General features: G+C 49.9%; 14 protein-coding genes. 4 read left to right on the top strand and 10 right to left on the bottom strand.

Annotation, left to right across the window (positions count from 1 at the left end; translation table 11 throughout):
• Positions 1 to 43: 43 nt before the first annotated feature.
• The 9 genes from DQG23_RS03655 to DQG23_RS03615 all read right to left on the bottom strand — a co-directional run bounded on the left by DQG23_RS03655 (position 44) and on the right by DQG23_RS03615 (position 10,855).
• Entirely contained in the window at positions 44 to 1,654 is a 1,611-nt protein-coding gene (locus DQG23_RS03655; RefSeq protein ID WP_113029411.1) for a P-loop domain-containing protein, read from the bottom strand.
• 724 nt (positions 1,655 to 2,378) lie between these two features.
• Entirely contained in the window at positions 2,379 to 3,563 is a 1,185-nt protein-coding gene (locus DQG23_RS03650; RefSeq protein ID WP_113029410.1) for an aminotransferase class I/II-fold pyridoxal phosphate-dependent enzyme, read from the bottom strand.
• On the bottom strand, positions 3,556 to 4,494 hold the full coding sequence (locus DQG23_RS03645; RefSeq protein ID WP_113029409.1) for a D-alanine--D-alanine ligase: 939 nt from the start codon (positions 4,492 to 4,494) through the stop codon (positions 3,556 to 3,558). Before DQG23_RS03645 ends, DQG23_RS03650 begins: the two co-directional genes overlap by 8 nt.
• 108 nt (positions 4,495 to 4,602) lie before the next feature.
• A complete protein-coding gene (locus tag DQG23_RS03640; protein WP_113029408.1) occupies positions 4,603 to 6,087 on the bottom strand; it encodes an aminotransferase-like domain-containing protein in 1,485 nt (494 codons plus the stop codon).
• A 191-nt stretch (positions 6,088 to 6,278) separates the two neighbouring features.
• Entirely contained in the window at positions 6,279 to 7,256 is a 978-nt protein-coding gene (locus tag DQG23_RS03635; RefSeq protein WP_113029407.1) for a YpdA family putative bacillithiol disulfide reductase, read from the bottom strand.
• Positions 7,257 to 7,535: 279 nt separating this feature from the next.
• On the bottom strand, positions 7,536 to 8,252 hold the full coding sequence (locus DQG23_RS03630) for an ATP-binding cassette domain-containing protein (protein WP_113029406.1): 717 nt from the start codon (positions 8,250 to 8,252) through the stop codon (positions 7,536 to 7,538).
• Between the two features lie 28 nt (positions 8,253 to 8,280).
• Entirely contained in the window at positions 8,281 to 9,606 is a 1,326-nt protein-coding gene (locus DQG23_RS03625; RefSeq protein ID WP_113029405.1) for a hypothetical protein, read from the bottom strand.
• A 14-nt stretch (positions 9,607 to 9,620) separates the two neighbouring features.
• Entirely contained in the window at positions 9,621 to 10,394 is a 774-nt protein-coding gene (locus DQG23_RS03620; protein ID WP_113029404.1) for a hypothetical protein, read from the bottom strand.
• 89 nt (positions 10,395 to 10,483) lie between these two features.
• Positions 10,484 to 10,855 (bottom strand): GntR family transcriptional regulator, encoded by a 372-nt coding sequence (locus DQG23_RS03615; RefSeq protein ID WP_113029403.1) that lies wholly within the window; start codon positions 10,853 to 10,855, stop codon positions 10,484 to 10,486.
• 208 nt (positions 10,856 to 11,063) lie between these two features.
• On the opposite strand from DQG23_RS03615, the gene DQG23_RS03610 reads away from it, so the two are divergent.
• The 4 genes from DQG23_RS03610 to DQG23_RS03595 are packed head-to-tail and all read left to right on the top strand — an operon-like array spanning position 11,064 to position 14,596.
• Complete coding sequence (locus DQG23_RS03610; protein ID WP_113029402.1) at positions 11,064 to 11,633, top strand: sigma-70 family RNA polymerase sigma factor; 570 nt, start codon at positions 11,064 to 11,066, stop codon at positions 11,631 to 11,633.
• A complete protein-coding gene (locus DQG23_RS03605) occupies positions 11,590 to 12,762 on the top strand; it encodes a hypothetical protein (RefSeq protein WP_113029401.1) in 1,173 nt (390 codons plus the stop codon). The genes DQG23_RS03610 and DQG23_RS03605 overlap by 44 nt, the downstream gene beginning before the upstream one ends.
• Positions 12,759 to 13,754: an ABC transporter ATP-binding protein gene (locus DQG23_RS03600; protein WP_113029400.1), complete on the top strand. Its 996-nt coding sequence runs from the start codon at positions 12,759 to 12,761 to the stop codon at positions 13,752 to 13,754. The genes DQG23_RS03605 and DQG23_RS03600 overlap by 4 nt, the downstream gene beginning before the upstream one ends.
• Complete coding sequence (locus tag DQG23_RS03595) at positions 13,751 to 14,596, top strand: ABC transporter permease (protein WP_113029399.1); 846 nt, start codon at positions 13,751 to 13,753, stop codon at positions 14,594 to 14,596. The genes DQG23_RS03600 and DQG23_RS03595 overlap by 4 nt, the downstream gene beginning before the upstream one ends.
• Before the next feature lie 93 nt (positions 14,597 to 14,689).
• Here the strand turns inward: DQG23_RS03595 and DQG23_RS03590 are convergent, their stop codons facing one another.
• Positions 14,690 to 15,127 (bottom strand): VOC family protein, encoded by a 438-nt coding sequence (locus DQG23_RS03590; RefSeq protein WP_146762242.1) that lies wholly within the window; start codon positions 15,125 to 15,127, stop codon positions 14,690 to 14,692.
• Between the last annotated feature and the right edge of the window lie 164 nt (positions 15,128 to 15,291).

Genomic DNA, 15,291 nt, shown 5'->3' with positions numbered 1-15,291 from the left:
AAAAATGTCAGCAGAAAATAAAGTCCTAGATCGCCGGTGCCATTCAAATAAAATTCAAATGTTTCATTCGGTTTATGACAGATATTACTTCATTAATTCTTGGTAATTCAAGCCATCTTTCGATACCAGGAAAAAAGGTAGAAAATACAATATCCACTCCTTCTCTTTCCATATCTTCGAGAGCTTTTTTGATCTTTTCATGAAGAATAATGAGGTGATCCTGATTACTTATAGCGATTTTTCGAATTAAAAAGGCAATAGCTGCAAGCTGGGCGTGTGATGTGATATTGTAAAGCCCTCTGATATCAATTTGTTCATCACCTATCATCATGTATCCCATGGTTGAAACCATCAGCTTTTCTCTACCACTGCCCTGTGGATAGCTCGAAAAGTGTTCGGTGGTTATTTTTCGTTCTATCTCCCATTTTGTAAGGGGGATACGTTCGCGCGGTTTGTCGTGTTCACATAATTTTTTTGCTTCCTGGGTTACGTTTTTTGGCACAAAATTGTCCATCAGGATGATTTGATCGGCAACGGATAAAAATTCACCGCTACCTCCAATAACAAGAACGGAAGATACTCCGACAGCCTCATAAAGCTCCCTGACACGTTCCGTAAAAGGTGTAATGGGTTCATGCTTGATTAATGAACGCATTTTGATGTCTTGAATCATAAAATTCGTCGCACTTCTGTCTTCATCAATAAGAAGAAGCTTACACCCGACGTTGATTGCCTCCATAATATTTGCGGCTTGAGATGTGGAACCTGAGGCGTAGTCAGTCGAAAACTGTTCAGCCGAACTATTGGGTATCCATTTTATGAAAGGCGTAATGTTGATATTTTTTATGGAACGGCCTTCCTCTGCAGATATTTCCATTGCACTTTGATCGGTTATCACAAATTCTCGTCCGTCGCCTACGCTGTGATTGTAAATCCCCGAATTTAGTGCATCCAGCAATGTGCTTTTACCCGAATAACCACCGCCGGTGATGACAGTCACACCATGTTTTATTCCCATTCCTCGCAAACCGCAAATTTCAACTTCAACATCTTCCGGGGATGTAAAAGGCAAGGCACCCTCAAGTGGCCCGCTGTTGTCTTTATTTCTTGGCAAAATGCTGCCATTCGCAATAAACGCACAATAATCACTGGATTTCAGCCATTCGCGAATTTTATTTTGTTTTTTTACCAATTCATAGGCAGCATTTAATTTGATGAGATCATACTTGGCAATAAACCTCTCCACTTCTTTTGGAAGCATTTTGCAGAGCATGCGCATAGCTTTATCATTATTCCTGAACGGAAGTTGGACTGTAATCATTAAGCATAGATACCATTTTTCCGAGATGACTTCGACAAAGGATGCATTACGTTGCAACACCACATTGGTTGGACGAAAACAATAATAAGCACCATTTTCTTTATCAGGACGTGACCGGTTATAAATCAAATCATTTAATGCCCCAATATGATTAACCCATTCTCTTAATGCAAAATCGGAGAGAACAACTTGATCCCTATTTTCATCTAAGCCGAGACGGTCAAAAGGTATTTTTATGGTGATACATGGTTTATCCAGTGTGAGTTTATGTGTCCGTTCAATGTAATAGGCAACATCATTATTCCAATAGGTTGGATCAGGTTCATAAATCATACTGTAAGTTGACTGTCCGGATTGTAATGAGCGAAAATATTGAGCGAGTCTTTTAATGAAGCATCATCCTTTCATATTTGGAAAGCGGTGAATAACGGGAAACGATGCCGAAGTTGAAACGATATCTCAAGAAGGAGGCCCCTTATCCTTTGGAACAAGGTAATGACGAAACGGATCGACCAAGTTCAATACATATTCCCCCTAATAGAATTCAGTTCAATTTGTAAGACAAACGATTAAATCCTAACCAATTTCAAATTAAAACCACAATTGTTGTCTTGACCAACCCTTTGTCCTAAAAAAATAACAGCCACTCCGTAAGTGGCTGTTTTAGACCGGCAAGAAAGCTTAAACGTTCCTTCTGCCTAAATATAAAAGCCCTGAGAGTGAATCCTATCCTCAGGGCCTAATGTATTTCGCCAAAAAACTAAACAGCATCATGAGGATAAGACGTATATTTTTTTGTCTTCATTGTCCTCACCTCGTTACGCTTTATTTTTATAGCAACACAATCATAACATTAAGATCCTACACAAAATAGGGAAAGATTAATTATAATCTAGTCAACTAACGTCTCATTAGCTTAAAGAAGCTGCAAGCATCATCTCCCGGCAGCCCCATGTTGTATTGTAATATGCTAACGTTCTCCGTTTAATAATATTTCAATTAACTGGTTTGGATTATTAACATTGATATAGCCGTCCATTTTTTTGGTTTTCTTCCATTAAACCGGCTGCATCACTTTCATAAACCTTCCCATCCGCTCAAGCGCTTTCTCCAAATCGACAAGCGAGGTTGCATAGGAGCAGCGAATAAAGCCCTCTCCGCCTGATCCGAATACATGTCCCGGTACGACCGCCACCTTCGCTTCCTCCAGCAGAAGAAGAGCAAACTGCTTAGACGACATTCCGGTAGAAGCAATGGACGGGAAGGCATAAAAAGCTCCTTCAGGCTCGTGACAGGCCAGCCCGATTGCATTCAAGCCGGCCACAAACAGCTTGCGGCGTTCATTATAGCTCGCCATCATCTCATCCTTGGCAGCCAAACCAAAACGCAAGGATTCAAGCGCGGCAATCTGTGCAATGGTGGGAGCGCACATGGCCGTGTACTGGTGAATTTTCAGCATACCGGCAATAAGCTCATTCGGACCGCACGCATAACCCACCCGCCAGCCTGTCATAGCAAACGCTTTGGAAAAACCGCTGATGACAATCGTACGCTCCTTCATGCCCGGCAAGGAGGCGATACTGACATGCTTTCTCCCGTAGGTTAGCTCGGCGTACACTTCATCCGAAATGACAACCAGATTATGATTAATGATAAGTTCAGCAATCGGCAGCCAATCCTGCTCCGTCATTACGGTTCCGGTCGGATTACACGGATAGTTGATCATTAAAACCTTTGAATGCTGTGTAATCGCTGCCTGCAGCGCTTGAGGGGTCAGCTTGAACTGCTCCTCCGCCGCAGCCGGCACCTCCACAATTTTACCGCCGTGCAGATGGGTAATCGGTTCATAGGCAATATAGCTTGGCGCCGGTATCAGCACCTCGTCACCCGGATCGATCACTGCCCGCAGCGCCAGGTCGACGGCTTCGCTGCTCCCCACCGTCACGATTATTTCCTGTTCGGGGTCATAGGAAAGCGAGAAGCTTCGGGAGAAATATGCGGAGAGTTCCTCGCGCAGCTCCATCAAGCCGGCATTCGAAGTATATTTCGTACGCCCTTCACGCAACGCCTGCATGCAAGCTTCACGTATGTTTTCAGGTGTAACGAAATCGGGCTCGCCGACCCCGAGGGCGATCGTATCTCCGCCTGCTGCATTCAGATCAAAAAAAGCGCGGATCCCCGATGGCCGAATATCCCTTACACGCGAAGATAAAAACGTTCCTCTACGCTCTTCACTAAACATATTGCGCCGTCCCCCATTCCTGTTTCCGCTCTTGAAGCGAGCTTGCAATTATACGGTCCAGCAGCCGTGTAAAGGTTATACCCGCAGCTGCCGCACTCTTCGGAAGCAGGCTGTTGGCGGTCATTCCCGGTAAGGTGTTCACTTCCAGCACGTATGGCATATCCTGACACAAAATCATATCGACCCTGGCATAAACCTTGCATTGCAGCAGCCGGTAACTGGCCAGTGCCGCCTCGCGCACACGCCGATCCATATTGGGAGGAAGCTCGATCACCTTCTCTTCGGCGGCGCCGGCTTCATATTTCGCTTTGTAGTCAAACCACTCCGAATGTGCGGAACGAATGCCGATAATCGGCAACACCTCGCCATCCACTATCGAGCAGGTGAGCTCCGTCCCTTTCATATAAGGCTCAATCAAAATTGCTTGATCTAAGCTGCAAGCCCCCTGAACAGCCGACAGCAGCTCCTTCTCATTCTTTACAAGCTGGATGCCGATGCTTGATCCTCCCGTATTCGGCTTTACAATAACCGGATAACCCAGCCGCTCCACCGCCTGCGGATCATAATCGTCCATCCCTTGCCAGAAAAGGCCTGCAGGCGTGCGCACACCGGCTGAATTCAACAGCATCTTGGACAGCTGCTTATTCATGCATAAGCTGCTTGCCAGGACACCGCTGCCTGTGTAAGGAATGCCCAGCGTCTCCAAAGCTCCTTGCACCGTTCCGTCCTCGCCGTACCGGCCATGCAGTGCCAGCAGTGCGACATCGATACTTGCCTGCCGGACCTGCGCGAAGAAATCCGCTCGCTGCCCAATCACGATTGGAACCGTTTCATAACGGCCGCGATCCAAATGATTGATCATCTCTTGACCTGTTTGCAGAGAAACCTCACGCTCGGAAGAAAAACCGCCCATTATAACGCCAATTTTCATTAAAACACCTCATTTTTCTTATACTCGTTGCGATCGCTGTAACCAGAGGGTAAAACGATTGCCGGCTCTATTCCAGAACGATTCCGTCCCTGTGGCATTTATTAATCGTTATGCCTTAAGAAAGCCGCTCGCCTGTTTGCCGATTATTTGAATGCCCCGCTCGATGTTTTCATCCGTTACTCGTGAAAAACCAAGCCGCAAAGTATTCGTCCCTTCGCCTTCATAAATATAAAACTTGTCTCCGGGTGTAAAAATAACGCCCTGTTCTGTGCAAGCTTCCAACAGCTGGCGTGTATTTACGCCTGTCGGGAAGGTGAGGAACAAATGCAAGCCCCCGTCGCCGGATAGGTGCACCCCGGGAAGATGCGTTTCGCAGCATGCTTTTGTCAGCTCATATTTGCGCTTATACTCGGCTCGTGCTTTTTTTACATATTTATCGAAATTTCCGTTAAGCAAATACTGGTATAAAATGGATTGATCGATGGTTGATGTATGAATGGTCCGTGCACGCTTCATGCTTTCAAGATTGTCGATCAGCGCCCGGTCTCCAAGCACCCAGCCTACTCGCAAGCCTGGGAACAGAACTTTGGAGAAGCTGCCGATATAGATGACTCCGTTTCCTTGTCCGGCTGTTGCGATCAAGGGCGCAACATGCGCTCCCGAGTAGCGCAGCTCCTCATTGAATCCATCCTCGATCACCGGAATCTGGTAGCGCGTCATTAATTTCATAACGGCGCTGCGCTTTTCCGGCGACATGACGATACCTGTCGGATTGTGATAGGAAGGCGTCAAATAAGCCAAATCGAAACTTTTGGTCCGCAATACTGCCTCCAGCCGCTCCACATCGATACCGTCACGCTCCATCGGAATGCCGGTTATTTCAAATCCTTGCAGCTTCAAATTGATGATCGCTGTATGATGGGTCGGATTTTCACAAATTGCCGCACCGCAGCGTGCAGAAGGACGCAATGCAGACAGCACAATGTCAAAACCTTCTGTAAACCCGCTTGTTATCAGCATATCCTTGCCGGTTATATCGACGCCCTTATTCTCCATATAATGCATCAGGTAATCGATCAGCGGTTTATAGCCCTTCGCATAGCCGTAATTGAGGAGCACCTGCCCTTCGATTGCCATCCGGTCCATAAAAGCTCGCTTTACATCGCCCAAATCAAACAGATGTTCATCCGGAGCGATGCTTGTGAACGAGATGGTTCCTTTAGGGGCACGAATGCCCTTCTTCATCATATCCAGCTCTAAAGCCGATACGGCATAATCGTTCATTCTTGCCTTCCAGTCGATTTGCCAGGCGGCAGAGCCTTCAGCTCCACCGTTATTTACAGCCGACCGGCCCGCCAAGGCGGCCACAAAGCTGCCCTTGCCGGGAATCGCATACGTAAATCCGTCATCCTCCAAGCCTGAATAAGCTGCAATGACTGTATTTCGGCTCACCTTAAGCAGGTTGCTCATTTCTCGTGTGGAGGGCAGCTTCTGATCCGCTTGAAGCGCCCCTTTTATAATTAAACGATTGACGTATTCTTTCACTTGTATCGCGACCGGACGGTCACCGACGAGCTTGAAATCCTGGAACATCCCTCATCGCCTCCATCTATAATGATGGCATAGATGACGTGTAAAATAAAAGAACCACCGCACTGGATTTTTCATCCTTCGGTGGTTCTTCCTCTTCAACATTCCTCAGACTGGAATTAGACGCAATGATTGAAACTTTAGGCGCTTCTGACCGGAAAAACATGCCCAGGTCCCATCCTCTATCCCTAGTTCTAGCTCCCATTCATCTGTTTCGCAATATGATTCGCGATTTTCGGACCGTGGAGACGTCCATCGTCAATAAATACTTTATTGGTTATTCCGCCTGTAATTACGCCGGCAACATAAATATCCGGCCCATTGGTTTCATACGTTTCAGGGTCAAAATCCGGAATTTGCGTTTCATGATCCAGTCTGATCCCTAGATTGCTTAACATAGAAAGATCAGGCTGATAGCCAATTAAGGAAAATACAAAATCATTTTGTATCTTGACCGGCCCATTCAAACTTTGAATAAGAACATGGTCCTCTTCAATACAAGTGATTGTCGACTCCGGATAAAAGCTGATTTTACCCTTTTCGATCAGATTCCGAATATCATGCAGCAAGGTCGGCTTAATCCCTTGATAAACCGTTGCGCCGCGATGAACCAACGATACTTCGGCTCCGTTTCGGTAGAGGTCGATTACCGCTTCAATGGCGGAATTTTTCCCTCCGGCTACAAGCACCCGTCTTCCCGAATAAGAGTGACCTTCCGTATAATAGTGCATGACTTTGGACATCCTCTCTCCGGGAACATCCAATAATCGAGGATGATCATATATTCCCGTAGCAAGGACAATTCTGCGGGCTTCGAAACCTTCTTCTTTGGAAAGGTGATTTTGCGTTCGAACGAGGAAACCGCCCAATGTACGCTCTATGTTGATAACATGTTGAAACGTCAGTATATTCATTTGCTGCCTCGAAACGACCGAACGATAGTATCGCAGCACTTCTTGCCGAGTGGGACGATCCTCTTCAGATAAAAAGGGTATATTTCCGATTTCCAGCCTGTCGCTCGTACTGTAAAACCGCATATTTACAGGAAAGGAAAGAATCGAGTTTACAATGGCTCGTTTCTCGAGAATCAAATAGTCAATCTCCAATTCTTGCAAAGCCGCCCCAACCGAAAGCCCGCATGGACCTCCTCCTACTACAATAACTTCTCTCATCCGGTTCCACTGCTCCTCTGTTATTTGTAACGCCCTGTTTCTCAGACTGCATTCATCCGCATACGCTCGCCTAATCCGAAAGCAAGTAAATAGAGGTTATGAAAAACGCGCCATCAACGCTCGTATAGTGAAGCAATTCATCAAGTTTGTTGTCGTTGCGATCACTTCGTCAATATGCATGATTGCTCCTCCTTCAACACAAATTGTAGCACATTTCCACCCTGTCGTAACACATCTTGTGATATCCCGTTATTGTGCGGGATTGATTGTTCATCCCCGTTATTCGAAAACATCCCGATACTTGTCGGCCTTGTAACCGGAAGCTTCGGCCATCATCTCCGCCAATGTCCGGCCCTGCTCCCTCATCTCGTCAATATAGAAATCGGCTGCGACTCTGCCTTTTTTCATAATAATGGCTCGGTCAATGACATGCTCGACATCGTCGATCAAATGCGTAGCAAACAACACCGTTTCATCGCCCCTTAAACCTGACAGCATTAGCTTGAAGAAATCGCGCCGCGTAAACATGTCTTTGCCGATCAGGGGTTCGTCCATCAGCAGGTAGTCCGCCTTTTTTGCCAGACCTGCACAGATTTCGAGCTTCGCTTTTTGCCCTTTGGAAAATGTTTTGATCGCATCCTCCGGCTCGAGCTCATAAAACTTGAGCAGCTTGTCGTAAAGCTCCCGATCGAACCGCGTAAAAAATCCCGCCAAAAATTGTGCGTACTCGTCAGGCGTCAAGTCGGGGAAAAAACTGCCCTCCTCGGTAATAAACGCCATTCGATCATAAAGCTCCGACGCCGGTTTCCCCTCTATCGTTATGCTGCCGTTCTGCACTTCCCCGATCCCCATAATCGATTTAAGAAGCGTGGTTTTGCCGCTGCCGTTTTCCCCGAGTATGCCGACAATTTCACCTTTTTGAATGGTCATGTCGCGTACATATACGTAGGCGTCGCTTCCGGCATAGCGTTTTTCCATATATTTCAGTTCAATCACCGACAGGCCTCCTTACTTGCTTCAATAACTATTCCACCTTCAATTGATCAAAAAATCTGTACTCCTTCTGATCGTAACTGAATCCGCCTCGCGCAGGTGCCAAATTCATGGCTCTAATGATATCGTCATTCAAATCGGTTTTAAGCTCTCCTTTATAAATCAGCTCCGAGCCTTCGAACGCATAAATGAGAAACCGCTTGGGCCGCAAAATATCGTATGCATAACGTTCTTGATCGTCTCGTTCCCTTAAAGTCTTAAGCACGTAAAGCTTACCGTCGCGATATCCCATACTCATCATGCCGCTGAAATTGTCCTCGTCGCCGTCTTCGATCGTCCATTGCAGCTTGTTGACCATACGGACGCCATCGGAGAAGTCAAAACTTACCAACATTCGTTTGAGCTCTCCCGGCTCCGAAGGGCTTGCATTGAAGCTTAAGTTCAATATATTTCGCTCGGGGTCGACGAAAGCCGTATAAGTTTCATGATAAACTTCGAGATTCTTCGCCTCCGCTTGTTCAGTCTGTTGATCGCCGGTACGGCCAACCAAGCGAAATTCCGGTATGACCGCTTCTCCAAGCTGTTCTCCGCTTTCGCTGTCGAATCCGCGTATTTTCAGGCGATTATCCTCGGCAATCAGCACGGCGAGCTTGCTTCCCACCGCTTCCATCCCAAGAATCTCCAATCCGGAGCCTTGCCCGCTCTGATTGGCTTCAAGACCGATCTCGGCAATTTTGCGAGGTACAGGCTTTTCCTCCGTCGGCACTCGTCCCCATTCGTAAAAATTCAGCTCATAGATGCCGCTTGCACCTTGGAAATCGGCGGATACAGGCACCGTAAAAAAGACGCGGTCGCCGACTTTGGCAAGCCCATACTCCAGCGGATTGGTATATCGAGAGGAATTATCCTGCCGCGCAGAATCGGAATAAAAGATGCCCGGTGTGACATTCGCCACGCCTGCAGGAATCGGAATCCCGTTTACTATTTCGCGTGATGTAATTTCGAATGCAAGGCTGCCGTGAACCTCATACTCCGTCTCGCCCATTTGCTTGGGAGCACCGGGACTATACCTGTTTGCCCGAGCATACTCCGGCTGCTTGAACAGCTCCGTACGGGTCCTGACTTCTCCCTGCTCGATCCGGAAGCGGGTTCGATGATAACCGTCTTTTAATTCCCCGCTGAATGTAATATCCCGGATCGTCTCGCGGCTGCCTTGCAAATCCTGTATATAAAAAGTCCCGTCGTCTCTCATCTTGAACGTGTCAAACGCTATGGCGGATATAATCCCGATAGCCGCCAGCAGCGCAGGAATCACGGCATGTTTTTTCCATTTTTTCATTATGCTCCGTTTTTCCACACCGATCCCCCCTGTCAAGCTATTGCGCCTCTTTTCATCAGCCGGATGCCATGCCATACGAAAAAACCGCTCAGAACCAGAAGCATTGCGCTGCTTGGGTACAAGCCGCTAGGAGGGCTGAAATAGATCGTCTCGCTCATGCGGTAGCCAAGCACCTTGATCATGATGAAAAACGCAGCGATAATGATGCTGATTCCCCAGTATTTTTTGCTCCGCTCGCACAGTACGCCGTAATACAGAGCGGTCGCGAGGGCGACTAGTATGCACAAAGAAGACAAGATCCGGCTAACATTCAACGGAAGCAGGATGCGAAAAAAGTCCGAACGTATAACCGCCAAAAACAATCCGTTGCGCATCGATAGCTGCCCCTCGCTGTAAGCGTCCAATCTTGCGGCAAAAAGCCCGTACCCAAGCCGAATGCTGATAAACTGCGCTGCAATTAGCATGAGCAGACAGCTTATAAAAACGCCAAGCTTGCTGGCATATACCGTTTCGCGCTTGACCGGCAGCGTAAGGTAAGTATAAACGCTCTTGCTGCCCCAATATTGCGCATAGAACGTTTTCAGGAAAAATCCGCACGCCGCCGCAAAAAAGACAAGAAATACGGCGACGCAGCCCGACGAAACGTACAAATCTTCGAAGCGTTCGTAAGGCCACTCCCCACTGGAATACTTCGTCGCCGAATAAAGCAGCCCTAGCTGTGAAACGACGGCCCCTAGACAGATCAGCGCAATCGCTCTATGCCATGCTTTGAATTCATTTTGCACCAAGCGGTAAAAACCTTTCATTGCGACACCTCTTTTGTATTATGGCATTAGTACAATACAGGCAAATTTTTTCGCCGCTCAGTCCCAGGATACCGGCGGCAATTTATTTGTTATTCCCAAAGCTCGCTGACGAGTTCGACCACTCTTTTGAAAGATAAATTGATTTCCTTGGCGGAATGTATGAATTCCTTGACTAACTCCTCGGTAAGCTCAGCTTCAATACGATTGAATACTGCTTCATCCACATAAATGACGCTTCCCTGCGTTCCGCTCGTCCGGACGAAGCCTTCATCTTCCATCAGCTTGAACGCTTTCTGTACCGTATTCGGATTAATGTTCAGCTGTGCGGCGATCTCCCGCCTGGAAGGCAAACGGTCTCCCGATATCGCTTTTTTCAATAAAATTTGCCTCTTCACGTATAAGGCTGCCTGCACATAAACGGGCTCTTTGTTATTCAGCTTCAACTCATAAAAATTCAGCACACCGGACTCACCCGCCTTATCACTTGATTGTATTATGGTACTAATACAAAGAAATTGTCAATACCTTCCGCAAAACAAGGGGATAATAGAATAAAGGATTTGATGGGACGGGATTGAAATTTTAACGTACACGAACCGTTTGTATGTTCAACTGATACAAAACCGATCCGGCATCCGTCTTATTAACGAAAGGGGGGACGGCGGCAACATGGAAGAAAGCGCACAGGTACCCGAGTTGTTCCAGCGCTTGTTCCGGGAGCATTATCCGGAGGTGGCGCGGAAGCTTTATTCGTTGACCGGCGATTATGCGGCGGCCGAGGATTTGGCCCAAGAGGTTTTCCTGCGGCTGTATCGGAGCCCTCCGGACCGGCTGGAGGCCGTCGGCGCTTGGCTGCACCGGGTTCTGACCCGGGTGGGCTACGATTATTTGAGACATCGGTCGTCGGGCAAAGCATTGTTGGAAAAGGAAACCGCCCGCGTGGCGGCTTGGTCGGAAGGCGCCGCCCCATCGGGAGAGGCGGAGGTTATCCGCGAATGGGAAATCGACATCGTCCGCCGGGTGCTCCAGAAGCTCTCGGACCGGGACCGGAACGCCCTTCTGCTTCGGGAGGAAGGGTACAGCTACGAGGAGATTGCCCGTCGGCTGGAAATTAACCCGAAGATTGTCGGCACGCTGTTGGCCCGGGCGGAGGAACGGATGAAGAAGAAATACGGGCAGGAGGAGGAACTGCACGATGGAGGACGGAAAGAAACGGACCGGCAAGGAGCCGGTTTTTGATACGGATCGGGCATGGGACAGGTTCGCAAAGTCGGCGTCCCGGGAGCCGGTTCCGGCGTTTTGGAAGCAGGCGGAGGAAGGTCGGCGTTCGGACGAAACAAAAATCGAGGCACGAATGGATGGAAATCAAGATAATCACTTGAAGGATGGTGCAATTGATATGAAGAAGACGGGAGCATTCCGGGTGGAACAAGGATCCTCGGTCAGCGGGAACACGGGGACCATAAACGCGACAAAGGCTAACGAGGCGAACGGCACTTGGCGGACGGAGAGACCTGCCAAACGCAGGCTTCGGAGGCTGGCTGCTGGAGCCGCCGCAGCGATAATGGTCATCGGCATGATGGCAACCCCTCTTGGGGACCGGGCGCTTGCCGCCATGCAGCAAACCTTCCGTATCCAGCATATGGTCGGTGTCGGAATCTCAGCGGATGACATGACGGCCATCTCCGACCTGCTGGAAAAGGGCTCGCCTGATGGAGACAGGAGCTTCAACCTGGCCCAATACGGCAGCTTGACCCAAACAGGCGGAGGCGAGACCCGTACGATTGCCTGGGAGGAAGCGAATAAACGGATGGGCGCACCGCTGCTGCAGCCGGACGACTCGACCGACCCCATATTCCAGCCGGCGTCGGCACTGACCTTTCATCTAAATGTGGAGTCAGTCAATCGACTGCTCACCCGTTTGGGCAGCAGCACGACCCTTCCTACCGAAGCGGACGGCAAAGCCATCAGACTGCACATCCCGGACAGCTTCTCAACCGAGGGTACCTTGACGGGTAAGCCGGTGCGGCTTCTCCAATTCGGCAAGCCGGAGCTGACGGTGGAAGGCGGCATCGATGCGGCAACCGTTCGAGAGGCGGTTCTGGGGCTGCCCGTGCTGCCGGACAGCTTGCGGACTAAGCTAGCAGCAATCGGCGATTGGCAGAGCACCCTGCCGGTTCCGGCTCGAGACGGCGTGATCACCAGCCTTCGGCTGGGCGGACATGATGCGGTTATGAGCGTGGACGGAATGAAACGTTATATCTTCTGGCTCGACGGCGAGCGGCTGGGCTTACTAAGCGGCGATACGAAGGATTTTCCTACGGAGTCCGCCTTTCTGCGGGCTGCTGAGGAGCTTGTCCAACCATGATGATGATTGATGCGACGGATTTGACCAAGACTTACAACGGCCGCGGAGGCTGCCGCGGCATCACCCTGCAGGTGCCGGAAGGCTGTATCTTCGGCCTGTTGGGACCGAACGGGGCCGGCAAAAGCACTTTCGTCAAAATGCTTGCAGGTCTCCACCGCCCCGATTCCGGGCGGGCCACCGTGCTGGGGCAGCCGTTAGGACGGCCGGAGGCACGGCGCAAGCTCGGGTATTTACCCGAGCTGTTCCGCTTTCAGGATTGGCTGACCCCGGCGGAGGTGCTCCGCTTCCATGGTCAGCTGGGCGGCTTGCGCCCCCAGGAAACGCGTACGACCGCCTTCCGCAGCCGGGTTCGTGACGCCCTTGAGCTTGTCGGCCTGTCTGAAGCTGCGGACCGCCGGGTAGGCGGCTTCTCCAAGGGGATGCAACAACGCCTCGGCTTGGCTGCCGCCCTGCTCCTAGATCCCGAGCTGGTGATCCTGGACGAACCCTCTTCGGCCCTCGACCCGGTCGGTCGCTATGAGATTCGCAGCCTGTTGAAACAGCTCCGCGGCAAAGGCGTGACGATATTTCTCAACACCCACCTGTTGGAGGATGTGGAGGAACTGTGCGATGAAGCCGCCTTCCTGTACGGAGGCGAGCTTTTGGCGTCGGGTCCGCTGCACAAGCTGCTCAGCGGCACCGGCGATAATGTAGGCGGCGATGCCAATTGGCGCTTCCGGCTGGGCGGCTGGCTCCCCGAGACGTGGGAGGAGCTGAACGACGCCGTCGGCGGCGCCCTCTCCTCCCTGCTGCGTCTGGTTGAAGCCGATGAGAGCGGGAACGCCCTTCTTACCGCCCGCGTAACCGATCGGGAACAGGCCGGATACTTGTGCGCTCTGTTCATCCGGAGCGGTCTGACGCTCTATGAATCCGGCCCCGAGCAGAACAGCCTGGAGGCCTGGTTCCTCCGGATGGCCCAGTCCCAATCGCGCCAAGGAGGTGTTCCGCAATGACCATGTACATCGCCGCCACCTTCAAGGAGCTGACCCGCAAGCGGGTATTCCTGGTCACGCTAATCGTGACCTTCGTGTTTCTGATCTTGTTCGTATTCGGGATCCGAGAATTGGCCGGAATGGAAGGACAGAACCAGGTCTCACCGGCCCAACGAATGTTGAACAGTATGGTGCTGATCGTGTTGGGGCTTTTTTTCGCACAATTCCTTTCGGCCTTCTTCGTACTTTTCTCGGCTATGGGAACCGTCACGGGCGAGCAGGAGAACGGTCTGCTGCTGGCCGTCGCCGCCCGCCCCATCTCCCGCTGGAAGCTCTATTTGGCCAAGTGGCTTGGTCACGCCGTTTGGATCATCGTGTATAGTACAATTCTTTTCGTTTCCGTGGTCTGGACCATTTACAGCCAGGCAGACTTCCCCGTGCGGGCGGATGAGCTGCTTCGGGGCTTCGGGCTGTTCCTCTGGATGCCGCTCCTTCTCCTTACGCTAACCATGCTGGGTTCCGTCTATTTGCCGATGCTGGGGAACGGGATCTGCACCGCCTTGTTGTACGGGTTTTCCCTCTTCAGCGGACTGGTCGAAGGGATAACGGTTTATCAAAGCAGCCATCCCGCATTGGAAAAAATCTTGCTTCTGACCGGGCTGCTCCTGCCCACGGACTCGGTCTACCGAAGAAGCCTTTACGAACTTATGGGCGGAGCGGATTTGGCCGGATTGGCGTTGTCCGACATGGGGCCTTTTTCTATGGCGAGCGTTCCTTCCAATGCTTTCCTCTTGTATACGGTGGGGTATTCGGCGCTTCTGCTCTTTCTGGGCTGCCGGGCGTTCAGCAGGAAGGATTTGTAGAGCATGTCCATACTGTGCACGCTGTACTGGATAAGCTGGGCTCATACCTTGACATCCTCAAGAAAGCGGACTCAGACGGCGAGGCGAGGATTCTCATGCAGCAATCATGCGATATCGCCTGAAGTGATTATCGCTGAATCTAAAAACAGCGGCAGCCCGGGACGAGAAAGTCCTGAACTGCCGCTGCGCTTTTTCACTAGAGTAATGCGGATTCCTTTTGATATCGCCTGTGAACCAAAAACTGTTTTCATCGTCCTCTTCTCCAAAAAGTCCTATTTCTTGTCCATTATCGAGTTTAAGGCTTGCAATTCCCATCTTCCAAACAAGTTCAAATCCCAACACATTCACATACCATTCGATAGCCTTTTCATATTCTTCGGTATTCCCTGATTTCGTAACTGGAATGCCTACTACAAATTTTTTCACAATATTAGCCATTTCATTGCCTCCATTATTGATCGATTCCGACACTTCCGTACAAACACACCAAGCATCAGCAATAGATTTAATTGGTTCCGGATTATGCAGCATAATCCCGTTTCCTGCCCGACACACGAATCATTCCTCCACTAGGATTAATGAACGATAGTGTAAGAATAATGAAACTATCAATTGAAATAAGTTTAGCGCACAACCACATCCATGTAAATAATTACCTTTTGACATTATTGCCGGTTGCGGCCTTTTCGCTTATG

This window comes from Paenibacillus contaminans, from assembly GCF_003285015.1.
GTDB classification, from domain to species: domain Bacteria; phylum Bacillota; class Bacilli; order Paenibacillales; family NBRC-103111; genus Paenibacillus_V; species Paenibacillus_V contaminans.
This window is presented reverse-complemented; position numbering and strand designations above follow the sequence as displayed.

Excerpts from the sequence above, each read along its gene's own strand:
- DQG23_RS03655 (WP_113029411.1), bottom strand. The coding sequence starts at position 1,654 with ATGATTTATGAACCTGATCCAACCTATTGGAATAATGATGTTGCCTAT.
- DQG23_RS03650 (WP_113029410.1), bottom strand. The coding sequence starts at position 3,563 with ATGTTTAGTGAAGAGCGTAGAGGAACGTTTTTATCTTCGCGTGTAAGG.
- DQG23_RS03645 (WP_113029409.1), bottom strand. The coding sequence starts at position 4,494 with ATGAAAATTGGCGTTATAATGGGCGGTTTTTCTTCCGAGCGTGAGGTT.
- DQG23_RS03640 (WP_113029408.1), bottom strand. The coding sequence starts at position 6,087 with ATGTTCCAGGATTTCAAGCTCGTCGGTGACCGTCCGGTCGCGATACAA.
- DQG23_RS03635 (WP_113029407.1), bottom strand. The coding sequence starts at position 7,256 with ATGAGAGAAGTTATTGTAGTAGGAGGAGGTCCATGCGGGCTTTCGGTT.
- DQG23_RS03620 (WP_113029404.1), bottom strand. The coding sequence starts at position 10,394 with ATGAAAGGTTTTTACCGCTTGGTGCAAAATGAATTCAAAGCATGGCAT.
- DQG23_RS03610 (WP_113029402.1), top strand. The coding sequence starts at position 11,064 with ATGGAAGAAAGCGCACAGGTACCCGAGTTGTTCCAGCGCTTGTTCCGG.
- DQG23_RS03605 (WP_113029401.1), top strand. The coding sequence starts at position 11,590 with ATGGAGGACGGAAAGAAACGGACCGGCAAGGAGCCGGTTTTTGATACG.
- DQG23_RS03600 (WP_113029400.1), top strand. The coding sequence starts at position 12,759 with ATGATGATGATTGATGCGACGGATTTGACCAAGACTTACAACGGCCGC.
- DQG23_RS03595 (WP_113029399.1), top strand. The coding sequence starts at position 13,751 with ATGACCATGTACATCGCCGCCACCTTCAAGGAGCTGACCCGCAAGCGG.
- DQG23_RS03590 (WP_146762242.1), bottom strand. The coding sequence starts at position 15,127 with ATGCTGCATAATCCGGAACCAATTAAATCTATTGCTGATGCTTGGTGT.